This window comes from Microbacterium croceum (assembly GCF_023091245.1).
GTDB lineage: Bacteria > Actinomycetota > Actinomycetes > Actinomycetales > Microbacteriaceae > Microbacterium > Microbacterium croceum.
Genome location: NZ_JAHWXN010000002.1, coordinates 497,065 through 512,019, shown reverse-complemented (window position 1 = coordinate 512,019; position 14,955 = coordinate 497,065). Strand labels below are relative to the sequence as shown.

Genomic DNA, 14,955 nt, shown 5'->3' with positions numbered 1-14,955 from the left:
CATGACCGAGACCACCGCTGAGGGGCTGCGCGAGGACTATCTCGCGCGACTCGACGAGGCCATGCGCGGACTGCCGCACGGCGTCGCCGCCGACATCCGCGGGGGCATCGCCGAAGAGCTGCACGGCCTGGACGCCGCCGCGACCGCCGCGAGGATCGCGCAGCTGGGCGACCCGGTGGCGATCGCGCGTGAGGCGCAGGATGAGACGCCGGCCGGGCCGACCTTCGTCGTGGCGGCTCCCGTGCCCGCACCGGAGGCCCCTCGTCCGCCGATCACGTCGACGCGCGGCTTCGCGATCACGGCGGCGCTGACCCTGAGCTTCGGCGGGATCATCGTGCCCGTCGTCGGCTGGTTCGTCGGCGCCGCGCTGGTCAGCCTCAGTGCGCTGTGGAAGACGTGGGAGAAGGTCGTCGCCATCGTGGTGCCGTTCAGCGTGTTCGTGCTCACGGCCGTCCTGATCACGACCATGCAGGGTTTCGCCGTCGCCGAGACGAGCGGCAGCTCCTCGGGCACCGGGACACCGCCGCCCGTCGCAAACCCCCTGCTGCCCGCGTGGTACGACTTCATCTGGTTCGGAGTGATCGCGCTGGGGCTGGTCCTCATCCCCGCGTCGGGACTCTGGCTGCTGTGGCGGCTGCGGGGACGCGCAACGCGCTGATCGGGCGACGCGCACGAATGCTCGGCGTTGCTTCCGCGTCGCGGCCGGGCCTCGTCGTACGGTGGGACCATGGCACGGGTGGCTGGGCGCAATCTGGCGATGAGTTGGATCGCCGGCGTGTTCTGCACCGGTGTGATCCTGGCGTTGCTCTGGCTCTCGCTCCCCATGCTCCCCGTGCTCGCCGAGTTCGCCGACACGGCCCTGCGCAACGCACTGCCCTGATCACGCACGCAGTGCGGGTGACGGGGTCTGGCGACACGTCGGCACGCCTCCCTGAGCGCCCGCGCTCCCGGCGGTACCCTCGCAATGCAGACATCCGATGAGAGGCGCACCCCCATGAGTGACCCCGACGTTCCCCAGCCCGAGAAGCCGTCAGACGTCGACGACGTCGTCGGCAGCGCGAACGCCGGCCTGGACGCTGCGGCCGCAGCGGGCGCCGACGTCCCCGGTGCGGTCCAGGAACCCGACGCCGTCGAACGTCCGATCGAGGAGAAGGCCGTCGACCCCGACCTCGCCGCCTTCGAAGAGGCCGAGCGCTCCTACCCCGGTACCTTCGCGCCTCCGGCCGCTGCCGCAGCGCCGCCGGCAGTCGTCAGCTCCGACCGCGATTCGGACGCGACCGCCGTCTTCGCCGCTCCGGCCTCGCACGTCGAGGAACCCTCCGTGGCCGATGCCGCCTACGCGCCGGCGTACGGCGCTGCTGACACCCAGGTCGTTCCCTCCGAGCCCCTGCTCGTCGCCGCGGCATCTCCGCAGCTCCCGCAGCCGATCTTCGTGCAGGCTCCCGAGCCGCCGCGCGACCGCGGCAATCGGGGAACCGCGGGTGCGATCGGTCTGCTCGCCACGCTCGTCTTCGCCGTCCTGTACCTCGGCACGACGCTGGGCCTCGGTGCTCTCGCGGGAGACGTGACCGGCGAGAACATCGGTCAGTCCGCACTCGCGCCGCTTGCGACGTGGGGGTACTGGACGCCGGTCGTCGTCTTCTTCATCGGTTTCTGGCTGTTGGGCGCGATCATCAACCGCGGCCGCTGGGGTCTGTGGGTCGTGTTCGGCATCATCGTGGGCGCCATCGCCTACGGTGGGCACCTCCTCGGCCAGATCTTCGAGGCGGGCATCCTCACGCTCACCCCCTCGGCCGCATCCGAACTCGTCGGCGAGCAGCTCCTTGCGCCTCTCGCGATCGCCGCCTTCATCTTCGCCCGCGAGCTCACCATCTGGTTCGGCGCCTGGGTCGCGCGCAGCGGCGCTCGCAAGACCGAGCAGAACGCCGAGGCGCAGCGCGAGTACGAGCGCACGCTCGAGGCCGGCCCCACGCTGGCGAGGTAATCACGAACGCCACCACGCCGAACCCCCGCGGACCTGAGTCCGCGGGGGTTTCGGCCATCCTGGCGCTGGTGCTCGCCACCATCGGATTCTTCGCGCTCGCGGTCTTCGGTCTCGGTGCGGTGAGCGCGGCGACGGATACCGACATCATCTCGGTGCCCGGTCTCGGCCAGGGGCCGGGGGTGACCGGGATGCTGATCGCCCTCCTCGTGTTCGCTCTGATGCTGGGGCTCACGCTGCGTCGGCGTTCCCCCTCCTCTGCCGCCTCGCTGGCGATCTCGCTGGCGACGGCGCTCGGGCATCTGGTCGGCGTGTGGATCGCCGTGCTCATCGGAACGGGCGGTCTGATCACCGCGACGGCCGTCGCAGGCGACCTGGTCCGCGGCGGGCCGAGCGTCGTGCTGATCATCGCTGCCGCGATCGCGGCCTGGTCCGGCATCGCGCTGCGACGTACGCGATCAGCCAGGCCGCGCTGGCCCTGGGAGCGCGACGAAGAGGAGTGACGCCCCGCCGTCGCGGCAGAAATCGGCGCGCGGGTGGCGTGAGCGCCGTACGCTGTCGGTGTGGAGCGTTCATTGGAGGCGCAGGTGGACCAGGCTGTCGAGTCCTGGTTGCGCTGGGTGCCGCGCTGGGAGCCGGCCACCCATCGGGGCCGCGTGGCCCCGTGCCGCCGCTGCCTCGGCTCTCCCATCCTTTCCGCCGCCGGGATCGGAGCTGATGTCCCGCACGGTGTGCAGCACGGTCTCTCGACCCGGATCAAGACGATCGTGGACCACGCGGTCGCCGAGTACACCGCGCGGAATCTGCCCACCCTGCAGCGCGAGCTCGATCAGCAGGCTGCACGCAACCGCGCCCGCGCCTACCGCCCGAACGAGGACCTCGACCCGGAGTTCGACGGGCTGCCGCTGGATCCGGAACCGGTCGCCGGCGCTCCCTTCCTGTTCACGATCGCCGGACTCGCAGACGATGCGGCTGCCGAGCTGCCGCCCCTGCCGCCCCTGTCCGACGAGGCGAAGGCCGCACTGCGCCAGGAGGTCGGCCTGGCCGACGAGTACGCGAACATGATCGGGCGCGAGGTCTGCGGCCTGCTGCTGCGGCACCGCTTGTCCATCCAGGCGGCGATCTCGCAGCACGTCGAGCCGCAGATCGAGGCACTCCTCGCCGAATTGACGCAGTCGCTCGACTCGCCGTTCGACCCCGACGCGCCCTGACCCCGCGTCCACGGGCACGACGCCCGTCAGCGGTGGGGGAGTCGCCGGAATCCGGTCCGCCCTCATTTGACCGTCACGTTACGCGCCATTACACTTGATCAGGTGTGTGCACGTCTCGGCGTGTGCACTGGGCGCCGGCACCTTGCCGGTCCGCCTCCACGGCATACCCACCACACCACAAAGCGCGTCGATTCCGGCGTGCCGGTGGGTCATGATGTGAAACCCATCACGCTGTCACCGTGCAGCACTATGAGGAGAGAACGTGCCAACCATTCAGCAGTTGGTTCGCAAGGGTCGCTCGCCCAAGGTCACCAAGACCAAGGCGCCCGCCCTGAAGTCGAACCCGCAGCAGGCCGGGGTCTGCACCCGCGTCTACACCACCACCCCGAAGAAGCCGAACTCGGCGATGCGCAAGGTCGCTCGTGTGAAGCTCCGCAACGGCACCGAGGTCACCGCGTACATCCCCGGTGAGGGCCACAACCTGCAGGAGCACTCGCTCGTGCTCGTCCGCGGCGGTCGTGTCAAGGACCTCCCCGGTGTGCGTTACAAGATCGTCCGTGGCGCCCTGGACACCCAGGCTGTCAAGAACCGTAAGCAGGCTCGTTCCCGCTACGGCGCGAAGAAGGGTTGAGTTAGATGCCTCGTAAGGGTCCCGCCCCCAAGCGCCCCGTCGTCAACGACCCGGTATACGGCGCTCCGATCGTCACCTCGCTGGTGAACAAGATCCTCGTCGACGGCAAGAAGTCGCTGGCCGAGTCGATCGTCTACGGTGCCCTCCGCGGCGTCGAGGCGAAGAACGGTCAGGATGCCGTCGCCACCCTCAAGAAGGCGCTCGACAACGTGCGCCCGACCCTCGAGGTCCGCAGCCGCCGCGTCGGTGGTTCGACCTACCAGGTGCCGGTCGAGGTCAAGCCGCACCGCGCGAACACCCTCGCGCTGCGCTGGCTCGTCAGCTACGCCAAGGGTCGTCGTGAGAAGACGATGACCGAGCGCCTCCAGAACGAGATCCTGGACGCGTCGAACGGCCTGGGTGCCGCGGTCAAGCGCCGTGAAGACACTCACAAGATGGCCGAGTCGAACCGCGCGTTCGCTCACTACCGCTGGTAAACAGCTTCGCTCGCCCCCGGCCACTCGCCGGGGGCGGGCACCCACTCTTCGCAGTACCACTGCTCGACAGATAAGGACACTCCTGTGGCACAAGACGTGCTCACCGACCTGAGCAAGGTCCGCAACATCGGCATCATGGCGCACATCGATGCCGGCAAGACCACGACGACCGAGCGCATCCTGTTCTACACGGGCGTCAACCACAAGCTCGGCGAGACGCACGATGGCGCCTCGACGACCGACTGGATGGAGCAGGAGAAGGAGCGCGGCATCACGATCACGTCTGCCGCCGTGACCTGCTACTGGAACAAGAACCAGATCAACATCATCGACACCCCCGGTCACGTGGACTTCACGGTCGAGGTGGAGCGTTCGCTCCGCGTCCTCGACGGTGCCGTCGCCGTGTTCGACGGCAAGGAGGGCGTCGAGCCCCAGTCCGAGACCGTGTGGCGTCAGGCTGACAAGTACAACGTCCCCCGCATCTGCTTCGTCAACAAGATGGACAAGCTCGGCGCGGACTTCTACTTCACGGTCGACACGATCATCAACCGTCTCGGCGCGAAGCCGCTGGTCATCCAGCTGCCCATCGGCGCAGAGAACGACTTCATCGGTGTGATCGACCTCGTCGAGATGCGTGCCCTCGTCTGGGCCGGAGACTCGAAGGGTGACGTCACCATGGGCGCCTCCTACGAGATCCAGGAGATCCCGGCCGACCTCAAGGAGAAGGCCGACGAGTACCGTCAGGCTCTCCTCGAGACCGTCGCGGAGACCGACGACGCGCTGCTCGAGAAGTTCTTCGGTGGCGAGGAGCTCACCGTCGCCGAGATCAAGGGCGCGATCCGCAAGTTGACCGTCGCCTCCGAGATCTACCCGGTGCTCTGTGGCTCCGCGTTCAAGAACCGCGGTGTCCAGCCGATGCTCGACGCGGTCGTCGACTACCTCCCGAACCCCCTCGACGTGGGTTCCATCGAGGCGCACGACCCCAAGGACTACGACACGATCATCGAGCGTCACCCCGACGCCAATGACCCGTTCGCGGCCCTCGCGTTCAAGGTCGCCGTGCACCCGTTCTTCGGTCGTCTCACCTACGTGCGCGTCTACTCGGGTCACCTCGAGTCGGGCTCCGCGGTCGTCAACTCGACCAAGGGCAAGAAGGAGCGCATCGGGAAGATCTTCCAGATGCACGCCAACAAGGAGATCCCGGTCCCCTCGGTCACCGCGGGAAACATCTACGCGGTCATCGGTCTGAAGGACACCACCACGGGTGACACCCTCACCGACCCCGCCGAGCCGGTCGTCCTCGAGTCGATGACGTTCCCGGAGCCGGTCATCGAGGTGGCCATCGAGCCGAAGACCAAGGCCGACCAGGAGAAGCTGGGTGTCGCCATCCAGAAGCTCGCTGAGGAGGACCCGACTTTCCGCACGGAGCTCAACCCCGAGACCGGTCAGACGACCATCAAGGGCATGGGCGAGCTGCACCTCGACATCCTCGTGGATCGCATGAAGCGCGAGTTCAACGTCGAGGCGAACGTCGGAAAGCCCCAGGTCGCGTACCGCGAGACGATCAAGAAGGCCGTCGAGAAGTACGACTACACCCACAAGAAGCAGACGGGTGGATCGGGTCAGTTCGCAAAGATCCAGTTCAACATCGAGCCTCTCGACCTGGACGGCGACAAGACCTACGAGTTCGTGAACGCCGTCACCGGTGGTCGCATCCCTCGTGAGTACATCGGATCGATCGATGCCGGTTTCCAGGACGGCATGAACGTCGGCGTGCTCGCCGGCTACCCGATCGTCGGCGTGAAGGCCACCATCGTCGATGGTGCCGCTCACGACGTCGACTCCTCGGAGATGGCGTTCAAGATCGCCGGATCGATGGGCTTCAAGGAAGCTCTTCGTCGGGCGAACCCCGTGCTCCTCGAGCCGCTGATGGCGGTCGAGGTGCGTACTCCCGAGGAGTACATGGGTGACGTCATCGGTGACCTGAACTCGCGTCGCGGTCAGATCCAGTCGATGGAAGACGCTGCAGGCGTCAAGGTCGTCCGTGCGCACGTGCCGCTGTCCGAGATGTTCGGCTACATCGGCGACCTGCGCTCGAAGACCTCGGGTCGTGCCGTCTACTCGATGGAGTTCCACAGCTATGCTGAGGTTCCCCGCGCTGTGGCCGACGAGATCGTCCAGAAGAACCAGGGCGAGTAATCGTCTTTCTGAGAGCCGGGTTCCGGCCCGGCTCTCAGGTCCCCTACAACTTCACATTCCCTCTCTACTAAACTGAGATTCACACCCGTAGAGAACCGGTCGCAAACCAGTGCCCGGCAACCTCTACATGACGTCCTGAGGAGGACCCAGTGGCTAAGGCCAAGTTCGAGCGGACCAAGCCGCACGTCAACATCGGAACCATCGGTCACGTTGACCACGGCAAGACCACGCTCTCCGCAGCGATCTCGAAGGTGCTTGCTGACAAGTTCCCGTCTGACACCAACGTGCAGCGCGACTTCGCTTCCATCGACTCGGCGCCGGAAGAGCGCCAGCGTGGTATCACCATCAACATCTCGCACATCGAGTACGAGACCCCGAAGCGCCACTACGCGCACGTCGACGCCCCCGGCCACGCCGACTACGTCAAGAACATGATCACCGGTGCGGCTCAGATGGACGGCGCGATCCTCGTGGTCGCCGCCACCGACGGCCCGATGGCGCAGACGCGTGAGCACGTGCTGCTCGCCAAGCAGGTCGGCGTTCCGTACCTGCTCGTCGCGCTGAACAAGTCCGACATGGTCGAGGACGAGGAGATCCTGGAGCTCGTCGAGCTCGAGGTCTCCGAGCTGCTCGCCTCGCAGGGCTTCGCCGAGGACGCCCCTGTCGTCCGCGTCTCCGCTCTCAAGGCCCTCGAGGGCGACGAGAAGTGGGTCCAGTCGATCCTCGACCTCATGGAGGCCGTCGACGAGAACGTTCCCGACCCCGTGCGCGACAAGGACAAGCCGTTCCTGATGCCCGTCGAGGACGTCTTCACGATCACCGGTCGTGGAACCGTCGTCACCGGCCGCGCCGAGCGTGGCACGCTGGCCATCAACTCCGAGGTCGAGATCGTCGGACTGCGTCCGACCGTCAAGACCACGGTCACGGGTATCGAGATGTTCCACAAGCAGCTCGACGAGGCCTGGGCCGGCGAGAACTGCGGTCTCCTGCTCCGTGGCACGAAGCGTGAGGACGTCGAGCGCGGTCAGGTCATCGTCAAGCCGGGTTCGGTCACGCCGCACACCGACTTCGCCGGTACCGCGTACATCCTGTCCAAGGATGAGGGTGGGCGTCACAACCCGTTCTACACGAACTACCGCCCGCAGTTCTACTTCCGCACCACCGACGTCACCGGCGTCATCACGCTGCCCGAGGGCACCGAGATGGTCATGCCCGGCGACACCACCGACGTGACGGTCGAGCTGATCCAGCCGATCGCCATGGAGGAGGGCCTCGGCTTCGCCATCCGTGAGGGTGGACGCACCGTCGGCGCCGGTACGGTCACGAAGATCATCAAGTAAGCATCTGCTTTCTCGCAGCAGGGTCGGACCTTCGGGTCCGGCCCTGCTGTCGTTGAGGGGACGAGGCGCGGAGACATCTGCGGTATCAATCAGTGTCGAGGGTTCCGTTCCCCGATGCGGACATGCACAATGAGGTTGATCGACCTGACCGGTCGGCAGCACACACCGCTAAGGGGGACAACATGGGTATCGAAGACGCCGTGAACAAGGGCAAGGATCTCTTCGAGCAGAACAAGGACAAGATCGCCGAGGCGGTCAAGAGCGAGCAGGCCGAGGACATCAGCGACAAGGTGCTCGACGGGGTGGCCGACTTCGCCAAGAAGATCGCTCCGGGGGCGGCGGACAAGATCGACGAGATCCGCGACAGTGCCGACAAGGCTGTCGGCAACGAGTAAGCGCTCGACCGAGCTTCGCAGAGACGGCGACCCACTGAGGTGGGCCGCCGTCTCCGCGTTCCTCCCCGAGAATCATTGGCCGGGACGCTCGCATCCGTGATGCGGAACCCGTAGACTGTGGTCAGTCGCCTGGGGATCTTGCGACCTGGTGCATCGAAGGGGTTCGACGCACCGAAGCTGCACGGCGGTCGCCGTGCTCACAACTGGGGAATCGATTTGGGGATCACCGTGCGCTGCGCGCCGTCTGTGCGCCGCCATTCCGCCCCGCTCGCGCAGCGGGTTCTCCGCCGCGCCCTCGAACGAGGATCCTGGCGTCCCTTCACGCCGGATTCCTCGCGTTCGGTGTGCCCCCTCGCACTGAACGCCCTCCCCAAGCGGGGCGAGGCATGGGGATGCCTCGCCCCGCTATCTCCTGCGGCGTGACGTCATTCGACCCCTGGTCGATATCGACGTTCGGTATCGACCGAGGCGCCGTGACCGACCGCCATCTGCAGGAGTGATCGCGAGGCGTCGGATGACATGCCGCCGATGCGTCCTGCACGCCGCCGTCCCTCCTGCAGTTCGCGCGCAGAACGGAGAGATCTGACCCTCAGGACATGGCCGCAGATGGCTGCGGGGGAGGGGGCGGACCCCGCTTCGCGATGTCGGATCCGACGCGCGACACGCCCGGGTTTGCACAAGTGAAATCAGCCGTGGCAGAATAGACAGGTTCGACATTTCGGCGCGCTATGCGTATGCCGGATCACTACCAGGGCAGTGCATAGACGGCGTCTCCTCCGGGAGCTGCAGGGTTCTAGGCCGCGGGTAGCAGAACACAACCCCCGACACCTTCATGATGAGGGCTCCGCCATGTGCGGCAGACGTCGGCATCCCGGTCGCTGAGAGGTGCCCGGGCTGACAGAAGAACAGTGGTGCAGCAGATCGACTCGCGAGAGCCGTTCGAGTGCCGAGGCGCGAACAGCGCCGACGTGCGTCCAATGCCCCCGGGCCATCCGGCCCAGGTCGGTAAGACGCTTAAAGAGAGTGAGCAGACAATGGCGGGACAGAAAATCCGCATTCGCCTGAAGTCGTATGACCACGAGGTCATCGACTCGTCGGCACGCAAGATCGTCGACACCGTGACCCGTGCGGGCGCGACCGTCGTCGGCCCCGTGCCGCTTCCGACCGAGAAGAACGTCGTGTGCGTCATCCGGTCGCCCCACAAGTACAAGGACAGCCGCGAGCACTTCGAGATGCGCACCCACAAGCGTCTGATCGACATCGTCGACCCGACGCCCAAGGCTGTCGACTCGCTGATGCGTCTCGACCTCCCGGCCGATGTCAACATCGAGATCAAGCTCTGAGGTTCGACATGGCTGATATCAACGCAAAGATTTCCAAGGGCATGCTGGGCACGAAGCTCGGCATGACCCAGGTGTGGAACGAGAGCGGCAAGCTCATCCCCGTCACCGTCATCGAACTCGCACCCAACGTGGTGACTCAGGTTCGCACGCCCGAGAAGGACGGCTACAACGCCGTGCAGATCGCGTACGGCCAGATCGACCCGCGCAAGGTGAACAAGCCCCTCACGGCTCACTTCGAGGCTGCCGGCGTCACGCCGCGACGCCACGTCACCGAGATCCGCACCGCGGATGCTGCTGACTACTCACTCGGTCAGGAGCTCACGGTCGACGGCACGTTCGAGGCCGGCCAGCTCGTCGACGTCGTCGGCACGAGCAAGGGCAAGGGCTTCGCCGGTGTCATGAAGCGTCACAACTTCAAGGGCGTCTCGGCATCGCACGGTTCGCACCGCAACCACCGCAAGCCCGGCTCCATCGGCGCATCGTCGACCCCGAGCCGCGTCTTCAAGGGCATGCGCATGGCCGGCCGTATGGGTGGCGAGCGCGTGACCGTCCTCAACCTCACGGTGCACGCCATCGACATCGAGAAGGGTCTGCTGCTCGTCAAGGGCGCCGTCCCCGGTGCTCGTGGCCGCATCGTCTATGTCCGCAACGCAGTGAAGGGTGCCTGACCATGGCTGACTCCACTCTCGCGCTCGACGTCCTCAAGGCAGACGGCAAGAAGGCAGGCTCGATCGAGCTTCCCGCCGCGCTGTTCGACGCCAAGACGAACATCCCGCTGATCCACCAGGTCGTCGTCGCGCAGCTCGCGGCGGCTCGCCAGGGAACGCACTCGACCAAGCGTCGCGGTGAGGTCTCCGGTGCCGGCCGCAAGCCCTTCAAGCAGAAGGGCACGGGTAACGCCCGTCAGGGTTCCATCCGCGCGCCGCACATGACCGGTGGTGGCATCGTCCACGGACCGAAGCCGCGCGACTACTCGCAGCGCACCCCCAAGAAGATGATCGCCGCCGCCCTCCTGGGCGCGCTCAGCGACCGCTTCCGCGGTGACCGCATCCACGCCATCGAGTCCTTCGGGATCGACGGCACGCCTTCGACGAAGTCCGCGGTGAGCTTCCTCACCAACGTCGTCTCGTCGAAGAACGTGCTCGTCGTGATCGAGCGGGGCGACGACGTGACGCTGAAGAGCATCCGCAACCTGTCGAACCTGCACGTGCTGACGTTCGACCAGCTCAACGCCTACGACGTGCTCGTCTCCGACGACATCGTCTTCACCCAGGCCGCGCTCGAGGGGTTCATCGCCTCGAAGTCCGGCGCCAACCAGGAGGTCTCCGCATGAGCGAGCAGGCATCTGTTCTCCAGACGGCCCTGAACAAGGACCCGCGCGACATCATCCTGAAGCCGGTCGTGTCCGAGAAGAGCTACGGTCTCATCGATGAAGGCAAGTACACCTTCCTCGTCGACCCGCGCGCTTCGAAGACCGAGATCAAGCTCGCCATCGAGAAGATCTTCGGCGTCAAGGTCGCTGGGGTCAACACCCTCAACCGCGTCGGCAAGGCTCGTCGCACCCGCTTCGGAACCGGCAAGCGCAAGGACACCAAGCGCGCCATCGTCACCCTGAAGTCGGGCACCATCGACATCTTCACGGCAATCGGCTGACCCGGGGGATAAGGACAATAATGGCTATTCGCAAGTACAAGCCCACGACCCCGGGCCGTCGCGGCTCGTCGGTGGCTGACTTCGCCGAGATCACTCGATCGACGCCGGAGAAGTCGCTGCTGCGCCCGCTCTCGAAGACCGGTGGTCGCAACAACCAGGGCCGCATCACGACCCGTCACATCGGTGGTGGCCACAAGCGCCAGTACCGCGTCATCGACTTCCGTCGCAATGACAAGGACGGCGTCAACGCCAAGGTCGCTCACATCGAGTACGACCCCAACCGCACCGCACGCATCGCGCTGCTGCACTACTTCGACGGCGAGAAGCGCTACATCATCGCGCCGAACAAGCTGAAGCAGGGCGACATCGTCGAGTCGGGCGCCGGGGCTGACATCAAGCCGGGCAACAACCTCCCGCTGAAGAACATCCCGACGGGTACCGTCATCCACGCGATCGAGCTCCGCCCCGGTGGCGGCGCGAAGATGGCACGTTCGGCCGGAGTCTCGGTCCGTCTCGTCGCCAAGGATGGCCCCTACGCCCAGCTGCGTCTGCCCTCGGGCGAGATCCGCAACGTCGATGCGCGCTGCCGCGCGACCATCGGCGAGGTCGGCAACGCCGAGCAGTCGAACATCAACTGGGGTAAGGCCGGCCGCATGCGCTGGAAGGGCGTCCGCCCGACCGTCCGTGGTGTCGCCATGAACCCGGTCGACCACCCGCACGGTGGTGGTGAGGGTAAGACCTCCGGTGGTCGTCACCCGGTCTCCCCCTGGGGTCAGGCTGAGGGTCGCACCCGTCACGCCAACAAGGAAAGCGACAAGTACATCGTGCGTCGTCGTAACGCCGGCAAGAAGCGTAAGTAGGAGTAAGAGAAGATGCCTCGCAGTCTTAAGAAGGGCCCCTTCGTCGACGAGCACCTGCTTCGCAAGGTGATCGGTCAGAACGAAAAGGGCACGAAGAACGTCATCAAGACCTGGTCTCGCCGGTCCATGATCATCCCGGCCATGCTGGGTCACACGATCGCGGTCCACGACGGTCGCAAGCACATCCCTGTGTTCGTGTCCGAGACCATGGTCGGTCACAAGTTGGGCGAGTTCGCGCCCACCCGCACCTTCCGCGGCCACGAGAAGGACGACAAGAAGGGGCGGCGCCGCTAATGGTCGAATCGATCGCACGCGTGCGACACATCCGCGTGACCCCTCAGAAGGCTCGTCGTGTCGTTGCGCTCATCAAGGGCAAGCAGGCCCAGGAGGCTCTGGCGATCCTGAAGTTCGCACAGCAGAGCGCCAGTGAGCCGATCTACAAGCTTGTCGCGTCGGCTATGGCCAACGCGCAGGTCAAGGCGGATCGCGACGGCGAGTACCTCGACGAGCAGGACCTGTACGTGGCTAACGCCTACGTCGACGAGGGCACGACGCTCAAGCGTTTCCAGCCCCGTGCACAGGGTCGCGCTTTCCAGATCAAGAAGCGCACGAGCCACATCACGGTCGTGCTCTCGACGCCTGAGGCAGCTCCGGCCGCCACGGGTGACAGCAACAAGAAGGCGAGCAAGTAATGGGACAGAAGGTAAACCCGTACGGCTTCCGTCTCGGCATCACCACGGACCACGTGTCGCGTTGGTTCTCGGACTCGACGAAGCCGGGTCAGCGCTACGCCGACTACGTCGCCGAGGACATCAAGATCCGCAACCTGCTGAAGACGCAGCTGGACCGCGCCGGTGTCTCGAACATCGAGATCGAGCGCACCCGTGACCGCGTCCGCGTCGACATCCACACCGCCCGTCCGGGCATCGTGATCGGTCGCCGTGGTGCAGAGGCCGAGCGTATCCGTGGCGACCTCGAGAAGCTCTCGGGCAAGCAGATCCAGCTGAACATCCTCGAGGTCAAGAACCCCGAGGCTGACGCTCAGCTCGTCGCGCAGGGCATCGCCGAGCAGCTCTCTGCTCGTGTGGCGTTCCGTCGTGCGATGCGCAAGGGTCTCCAGGGCGCACAGCGCGCTGGCGCCAAGGGCATCCGTATCCAGGTCTCCGGCCGCCTCGGCGGCGCCGAGATGAGCCGTTCGGAGTTCTACCGCGAGGGTCGTGTGCCGCTGCACACGCTGCGCGCGAACATCGACTACGGCTTCTACGAGGCCAAGACCACCTTCGGCCGCATCGGCGTGAAGGTCTGGATCTACAAGGGCGACCTCACCGCGAAGGAGCTCGCTCGCGAGCAGGCCAACGCACCGAAGGCCCGTCGCGACGACCGTGGCGGCGACCGCCGTCGTGCCCCGCGCAACGAGGCACCTGTTGCAGAAGGAGCGTCGGCATAATGCTCATCCCCCGTAAGGTCAAGTTCCGCAAGCAGCACCACCCCGGTCGTTCGGGTCAGGCTACTGGTGGCACCAAGGTCTCGTTCGGAGACTTCGGCATCCAGGCGCTCTCGCCCGCTTACGTGACGAACCGTCAGATCGAGTCCGCTCGTATCGCCATGACGCGTCACATCAAGCGTGGCGGCAAGGTGTGGATCAACATCTACCCGGACCGTCCGCTCACGAAGAAGCCTGCTGAGACCCGCATGGGTTCCGGTAAGGGTTCTCCCGAGTGGTGGGTCGCCAACGTCAAGCCGGGTCGCGTCCTCTTCGAGGTCGCCGGCGTGAGCGAGGAACTCGCTCGCGAGGCACTGACCCGTGCCATTCACAAGCTGCCGCTCAAGGCACGCATCATCAAGCGCGAGGAGGGCGACGCGTAATGGCGATCGGCACCAAGGAGCTCGCTCCTACAGAGCTCGACACGTTCGAAGACCAGCGCCTCGTCGAGGAGCTGCGTAAGGCCAAGGAGGAGCTGTTCAACCTCCGTTTCCAGTCGGCCACCGGCCAGCTGGAGAGCCACGGCCGCATCCGCGCCGTCAAGCGCGACATCGCGCGTCTCTACACCGTGATCCGCGAACGCGAGCTGGGCATCCGTGCGACGCCCGCTCCGGTCGAGGTCCCGGCGAAGAAGGCGACCAAGTCGAAGGCGAAGAAGGCGGACTCCGCTGACGACGCCGTGAAGGAAGAGGCTGAGTGATGGCCACCAAGAAGGAAGCAGCCGTCGAGGTTGAGCACGCCGCTCACGACGTCCGCGATGCGGATGCCCGTGGGTACCGCAAGGCGCGTCGTGGCTACGTCGTCAGCGACAAGATGGACAAGACCATCGTGGTCGAGGTCGAGGACCGCGTGAAGCACCCGCTTTACGGCAAGGTCATCCGCCGCACCTCGAAGGTCAAGGCGCACGATGAGGCGAACACCGCCGGCATCGGCGACCTGGTCCTCATCAACGAGACCCGCCCGCTGAGCGCCACGAAGCGCTGGCGTCTGGTGGAGATTCTGGAGAAGGCCAAGTGATTCAGCAGGAATCCCGACTCAAGGTCGCCGACAACACCGGTGCCAAGGAGCTGCTCACCATCCGTGTGCTCGGTGGCTCCAAGCGTCGTTACGCCGGCCTGGGCGACACCATCGTCGCGACCGTCAAGGACGCGATCCCCGGTGGAAACGTCAAGAAGGGCGACGTCGTCAAGGCGGTCATCGTCCGCACCAAGAAGGAGACGCGCCGTCCTGACGGCTCGTACATCAAGTTCGACGAGAACGCCGCCGTCATCCTGAAGAACGACGGGGAGCCCCGCGGCACCCGTATCTTCGGGCCGGTCGGTCGTGAGCTTCGCGACAAGAAGTTCATGAAGATCGTGTCGCTGGCGCCGGAGGTCATCTAAT

The 14,955-nt window shown here is 65.9% G+C and carries 22 protein-coding genes; all 22 read left to right on the top strand.

Annotated elements, in window-relative coordinates; translation table 11 throughout:
- The first annotated feature begins 1 nt into the window (after position 1).
- The 22 genes from KZC51_RS16575 to rplN all read left to right on the top strand — a co-directional run bounded on the left by KZC51_RS16575 (position 2) and on the right by rplN (position 14,954).
- Positions 2-658 carry an HAAS signaling domain-containing protein gene (locus KZC51_RS16575; protein WP_247631104.1) on the top strand — a complete coding sequence of 219 codons (657 nt, stop codon included), beginning with the start codon at positions 2-4 and terminating at the stop codon, positions 656-658.
- 69 nt (positions 659-727) lie between these two features.
- Positions 728-880 (top strand): hypothetical protein, encoded by a 153-nt coding sequence (locus KZC51_RS16570; protein ID WP_247631103.1) that lies wholly within the window; start codon positions 728-730, stop codon positions 878-880.
- 114 nt (positions 881-994) lie between these two features.
- Positions 995-1,984, top strand: coding sequence for an ABC transporter (locus KZC51_RS16565; protein ID WP_247631102.1), 990 nt, complete (start codon positions 995-997; stop codon positions 1,982-1,984).
- Positions 1,985-2,052: 68 nt separating this feature from the next.
- Positions 2,053-2,484, top strand: a complete 432-nt coding sequence (locus KZC51_RS16560) for a DUF6121 family protein (RefSeq protein ID WP_247631101.1) — start codon at positions 2,053-2,055, stop codon at positions 2,482-2,484.
- A 60-nt stretch (positions 2,485-2,544) separates the two neighbouring features.
- Positions 2,545-3,192 (top strand): spermidine/putrescine ABC transporter substrate-binding protein, encoded by a 648-nt coding sequence (locus KZC51_RS16555; RefSeq protein ID WP_247631100.1) that lies wholly within the window; start codon positions 2,545-2,547, stop codon positions 3,190-3,192.
- A gap of 262 nt (positions 3,193-3,454) precedes the next feature.
- Complete coding sequence (rpsL, locus tag KZC51_RS16550; RefSeq protein WP_017201609.1) at positions 3,455-3,823, top strand: 30S ribosomal protein S12; 369 nt, start codon at positions 3,455-3,457, stop codon at positions 3,821-3,823.
- A gap of 5 nt (positions 3,824-3,828) precedes the next feature.
- On the top strand, positions 3,829-4,299 hold the full coding sequence (gene rpsG / locus KZC51_RS16545) for a 30S ribosomal protein S7 (protein ID WP_017201608.1): 471 nt from the start codon (positions 3,829-3,831) through the stop codon (positions 4,297-4,299).
- A gap of 84 nt (positions 4,300-4,383) precedes the next feature.
- Complete coding sequence (fusA, locus tag KZC51_RS16540) at positions 4,384-6,498, top strand: elongation factor G (protein ID WP_308194317.1); 2,115 nt, start codon at positions 4,384-4,386, stop codon at positions 6,496-6,498.
- A 149-nt stretch (positions 6,499-6,647) separates the two neighbouring features.
- Positions 6,648-7,838, top strand: a complete 1,191-nt coding sequence (tuf, locus tag KZC51_RS16535) for an elongation factor Tu (protein WP_247631099.1) — start codon at positions 6,648-6,650, stop codon at positions 7,836-7,838.
- A gap of 182 nt (positions 7,839-8,020) precedes the next feature.
- The gene (locus KZC51_RS16530) at positions 8,021-8,233 is read left to right on the top strand and encodes a hypothetical protein (protein WP_045278754.1); all 213 of its coding nucleotides are present in this window, start codon (positions 8,021-8,023) and stop codon (positions 8,231-8,233) included.
- 1,034 nt (positions 8,234-9,267) lie between these two features.
- Positions 9,268-9,576, top strand: a complete 309-nt coding sequence (gene rpsJ / locus KZC51_RS16525) for a 30S ribosomal protein S10 (RefSeq protein ID WP_030147986.1) — start codon at positions 9,268-9,270, stop codon at positions 9,574-9,576.
- Between the two features lie 8 nt (positions 9,577-9,584).
- Positions 9,585-10,244, top strand: a complete 660-nt coding sequence (rplC, locus tag KZC51_RS16520; RefSeq protein ID WP_247631098.1) for a 50S ribosomal protein L3 — start codon at positions 9,585-9,587, stop codon at positions 10,242-10,244.
- A 2-nt stretch (positions 10,245-10,246) separates the two neighbouring features.
- Positions 10,247-10,909, top strand: coding sequence for a 50S ribosomal protein L4 (rplD, locus tag KZC51_RS16515; RefSeq protein WP_247631097.1), 663 nt, complete (start codon positions 10,247-10,249; stop codon positions 10,907-10,909).
- Positions 10,906-11,229 (top strand): 50S ribosomal protein L23, encoded by a 324-nt coding sequence (gene rplW / locus KZC51_RS16510; protein ID WP_017829206.1) that lies wholly within the window; start codon positions 10,906-10,908, stop codon positions 11,227-11,229. The genes rplD and rplW overlap by 4 nt, the downstream gene beginning before the upstream one ends.
- A 20-nt stretch (positions 11,230-11,249) precedes the next feature.
- On the top strand, positions 11,250-12,089 hold the full coding sequence (gene rplB / locus KZC51_RS16505; protein ID WP_141870961.1) for a 50S ribosomal protein L2: 840 nt from the start codon (positions 11,250-11,252) through the stop codon (positions 12,087-12,089).
- A gap of 12 nt (positions 12,090-12,101) precedes the next feature.
- Positions 12,102-12,383, top strand: coding sequence for a 30S ribosomal protein S19 (gene rpsS / locus KZC51_RS16500; protein ID WP_045278750.1), 282 nt, complete (start codon positions 12,102-12,104; stop codon positions 12,381-12,383).
- Complete coding sequence (gene rplV, locus KZC51_RS16495; RefSeq protein ID WP_045278749.1) at positions 12,383-12,781, top strand: 50S ribosomal protein L22; 399 nt, start codon at positions 12,383-12,385, stop codon at positions 12,779-12,781. The genes rpsS and rplV overlap by 1 nt, the downstream gene beginning before the upstream one ends.
- On the top strand, positions 12,781-13,536 hold the full coding sequence (rpsC, locus tag KZC51_RS16490) for a 30S ribosomal protein S3 (RefSeq protein WP_017201587.1): 756 nt from the start codon (positions 12,781-12,783) through the stop codon (positions 13,534-13,536). The genes rplV and rpsC overlap by 1 nt, the downstream gene beginning before the upstream one ends.
- Positions 13,536-13,955 (top strand): 50S ribosomal protein L16, encoded by a 420-nt coding sequence (gene rplP, locus KZC51_RS16485; RefSeq protein ID WP_247631096.1) that lies wholly within the window; start codon positions 13,536-13,538, stop codon positions 13,953-13,955. Before rpsC ends, rplP begins: the two co-directional genes overlap by 1 nt.
- Positions 13,955-14,272: a 50S ribosomal protein L29 gene (gene rpmC, locus KZC51_RS17780; RefSeq protein ID WP_105526205.1), complete on the top strand. Its 318-nt coding sequence runs from the start codon at positions 13,955-13,957 to the stop codon at positions 14,270-14,272. Before rplP ends, rpmC begins: the two co-directional genes overlap by 1 nt.
- Positions 14,272-14,589 carry a 30S ribosomal protein S17 gene (gene rpsQ, locus KZC51_RS16475; RefSeq protein WP_136028883.1) on the top strand — a complete coding sequence of 106 codons (318 nt, stop codon included), beginning with the start codon at positions 14,272-14,274 and terminating at the stop codon, positions 14,587-14,589. Before rpmC ends, rpsQ begins: the two co-directional genes overlap by 1 nt.
- Positions 14,586-14,954, top strand: a complete 369-nt coding sequence (rplN, locus tag KZC51_RS16470; RefSeq protein WP_045278746.1) for a 50S ribosomal protein L14 — start codon at positions 14,586-14,588, stop codon at positions 14,952-14,954. The genes rpsQ and rplN overlap by 4 nt, the downstream gene beginning before the upstream one ends.
- Position 14,955: the final 1 nt, after the last annotated feature.